We start from the raw sequence: 3,176 nt of genomic DNA on the forward strand, positions 1-3,176 counted from the left end.
CCCGCCGCTGGCCCTCGACCAAGGCCTGGGCACCGGTGGGCATGCGCCGGAACGCGCCCACGTGGGCGACGACCGCGATCGGATGGAGGTCGGCGAGGCTGACGTCGTCGACCTCGGCGCTGCGCTGCACCGCCAGCACCACCCGGCCGTCGGCGCCGACCGCGGCCTCCAGGGCGCCCACCGACCGCGGCCGGCCGGCGCCGAGGGGCGCCAGCTGCTGGGGGAAGACGACGTTGTCGCGCAGGGGCACGACCGGCAGCGTCTCGACGGCGGGCTCGCCGGCGGCGCGCACCTCGTCACGCGGGTCCATGGACGGGGGGATCTCCTTCAACCTCGAGGGGCCTAGCGTACCCGGCCCTCACCGGTGAGGGCCGGCCGGGCCCCCCGCCCGGGCGGTGGCGTTGGCCGCCCCGCCGCCGGGGCGTCAGAATAGGCGCCCGACCAGGCGAGATCGCACACCACTGGCGGGGTCATCGAGATGGAAGCCGGACAACCCGATCACGTGGCGATGAGCCGGCTCGACGAGGGGATCGTCCTCGAGGAGCAGGGCGACCTCGAGGGCGCGCGGGCGGCGTTCGTCGCCGCCACCCGCACCCAGGACCCCGAGGCCCTGGTGATCGCCCTGTTCTCGCTGGGACAGCTGGCCGAGGCGGACGGCGACGCCGTCGGCGCCGAGGACGCCTACCGCAAGGCGGTGGCGTGCGGCCATCCCAGCCACTCCGCGGCCGCCGCCTTCAACCTCGGGGTCCTGCTCCACGAGCTCGACGACCCCGACGGCGCCCTCGCCGCCTACCGGATCGCGATCGACTCCGGCGACCCCGAGCACGCCCCCCGAGCCGCCTTCAACCTCGGTGGCCTGCTCCGCGACCGGGGCGACCCCGACGGCGCCCGCGCCGCCTTCCAGATCACCATCGACTCCGGCGACCCGGTGGGCGGTCCGGTGGCGGCGATGGAGCTGGCCCAGCTGCTCCAGTCGATCGGCGACACCGAGGGCGCCCGCAGGGCGTTCCAGTTCGCGGTCGGCTCCGACGACGAGGAGTTCGCCCGCTACGCGATGGTCCGGCTGAAGGCCCTCGACCGCCCGCCGGGAAAGTAGCCGCGGACCGCGCCGCTGAGCGCGGAACGTGACGCTTGTGAAGGGTTGTAAAGGCCGGGTCGCGGTCCGATGACCTCCGCAAGAACTCGCATGCCGGGCCCGTCTCCATGTTCTGGCGAGGTCCACCACCGGCGGAGCGGGAGCACGATGTGAGCGAGCAGGACTCGGGCTGGAAGGCATCCGTCGACGGCGTCGTGTCCGAGTTCGACGAGGTCACCCGGCATCTCCGCGTCCGCCAGCGCCAGGCGCTGCGGGTGGTCTGGAGCGCGGTCGGCGCGGTGGCCCTGGCGACGGGTGCGCTGATCGGCCTCAACCTGTCCTCCTTCCCCGCCATCCCCGGCGGTCAGCAGCCCTCGCTGGCGCTGCTCTCCCCGACGGCGCCGGTGCCCGCCCCGGTGCCCGGCAACGGCACCCCGTTCTTTCCCGGCATCGAGATCACCCCGCCGCAGCCCGAGGTCTCGACCCCGCCGAGCGCCGTCACCGCTCCGGCCACCGGCCCCGCGTCGGCGCCGCGACAGGCCCGCGCGGTCACGCCCCCGGCCCCGCCCGCGCCGGTGGCCAGCACCACCCCCGTGACCGCGGTGATCACCCCGCCCGCCACCGAGCCGCCCGCCGATCCCTCCGGCGATCCGCCCGCGCAGTCCGGACTGGTCGACGGCCTGGTGATCGGGGTCGTCCACCTGCTCGGCTGACCGGCCGCACCCGGGGGCGGATCAGCCCGACGCCGCCCAGTCCCGCTCGAACGCGGCCGCGTAGTAGCCGGCGGCGGCGGGATGGTCGACCGCGAGCGCGGCCTCGAGGTTGGCGCCGAGGCCGGCCGCGCTCCAGTTCGCCGAGCCCGCCACCACCACCCCGTCGACGACCGCGCCCTTGGCGTGGCCGGTGGTGGAGCGCGACGGGTCCATCACCCGCACCTCGATGCCGCGGGCGCGGAGCCCGGCGAGGTCGGTGGGCTCGGGGACGGCGCCGAGGAGGAGGCGGACGTCGGCGCCCCGGCCGGCGGCGGTGGCGAGGGCGTCGAGCAGCCCGGCGACGGCGCGGACGTGAGGATGGGCGTAGGGGACGGTGCAGAGCGCCCGATCGCCCGCCCCGGCGAGGTGGCGGCCGAGCAGTGCGGCCACGGCGGCGCCCCCGGTGGCCAGCTCCAGCGCGGTCTCGGCGATGGCGAGCTCGAGCGGGGCGACGGTGGGACGGGGCACGCCCACCGGGGGCGCCGCTGCGGCGGCGGGGCCGGTCCAGGCGGCCGGCGGGGGCCCGGCCGCGGCCCAGGCCGCGCCGATGGCGGCCCCGGCGCGGGCGGCGACGCCGGGGGCGCCGTCGACGGCCAGCCACCACTCCCGGGTGCCGGGCCGGCCCCCCGGGTGCGGGGCGTCGCGGGAGATGAGGTTGCCGCTGCCCACCGCGACGGCGGCGGTGCCGGCGCGGAGCAGCTTCCAGTGGGCCTCGGCGCCGGCCCGGTGCGGCCAGACCCGCACGGCGACGCCGCTGCCGGCGAGCCGGCGGGCGGTGGTGGCGTTGGCGCCGGCGTGGCCGTCGAGGAGCAGGCGCACCCTCGCCCCGGCCCCGGCGGCGGAGGCGATCAGCCCGGCGTAGGACGGGCCGGCCTCGTAGACGGCGAGGTCGAGGCCGCCGCGGGCGCCGCCGATGAGGCCGGCGAGCAGCTCGCCCGCGGTGTCAGGGCCGAGGGCGCAGACCAGGCGCGGCAGGGGGTCTCCTCCGGTGCGGACGGGGGCGCGCGATCCGGCGGCACGCATGTTTACGGGCGGGTTATCGTGCACCGCTAGGCTCCGCAGCGGTGATGGACCTCGGCCCCCGGGCCGCCCACCCGGCCAGCGCGACCGGATTCGCGCCAACCAGGATCTCTCCATGACGGACGACCAGACCCCGCCCGGCCGGCCGACCCCACCCGAGCAGTCCTCCGGCACGACGCCGGGGACCGACCCGGGGTCCTCGGCCGCCGCCTGGAGCTGGGGATCGTCCTCGGCACCTCCTCCGCCCCCCCCTCCCCCGCAGCCGGCTGCTACCCCTCCGGCTGCGGGGGTGCACCCTTCTTCGCCCCCACCCGTGCCGTCGTGGCCGG

The 3,176-nt window shown here is 77.7% G+C and carries 4 protein-coding genes; 2 read left to right on the forward strand and 2 right to left on the reverse strand.

Annotation, left to right across the window (positions count from 1 at the left end; translation table 11 throughout):
• The coding region (locus VGL20_03395; protein ID HEY2702714.1) for an LON peptidase substrate-binding domain-containing protein at positions 1 to 310 on the reverse strand (310 nt) is incomplete at its 3' end.
• A 198-nt stretch (positions 311 to 508) separates the two neighbouring features.
• On the opposite strand from VGL20_03395, the gene VGL20_03400 reads away from it, so the two are divergent.
• Together VGL20_03400 and VGL20_03405 are read left to right on the forward strand one after the other, a co-directional pair.
• Positions 509 to 1,096, forward strand: coding sequence for a tetratricopeptide repeat protein (locus tag VGL20_03400; protein HEY2702715.1), 588 nt, complete (start codon positions 509 to 511; stop codon positions 1,094 to 1,096).
• Positions 1,097 to 1,245: 149 nt separating this feature from the next.
• Complete coding sequence (locus VGL20_03405; protein ID HEY2702716.1) at positions 1,246 to 1,788, forward strand: hypothetical protein; 543 nt, start codon at positions 1,246 to 1,248, stop codon at positions 1,786 to 1,788.
• A gap of 21 nt (positions 1,789 to 1,809) precedes the next feature.
• Here VGL20_03405 and VGL20_03410 read toward each other — a convergent pair whose 3' ends face one another.
• Positions 1,810 to 2,850: a phospholipase D-like domain-containing protein gene (locus VGL20_03410; GenBank protein ID HEY2702717.1), complete on the reverse strand. Its 1,041-nt coding sequence runs from the start codon at positions 2,848 to 2,850 to the stop codon at positions 1,810 to 1,812.
• Between the last annotated feature and the right edge of the window lie 326 nt (positions 2,851 to 3,176).

This window comes from Candidatus Dormiibacterota bacterium (genome assembly GCA_036495095.1).
GTDB lineage: Bacteria > Chloroflexota > Dormibacteria > Aeolococcales > Aeolococcaceae > CF-96.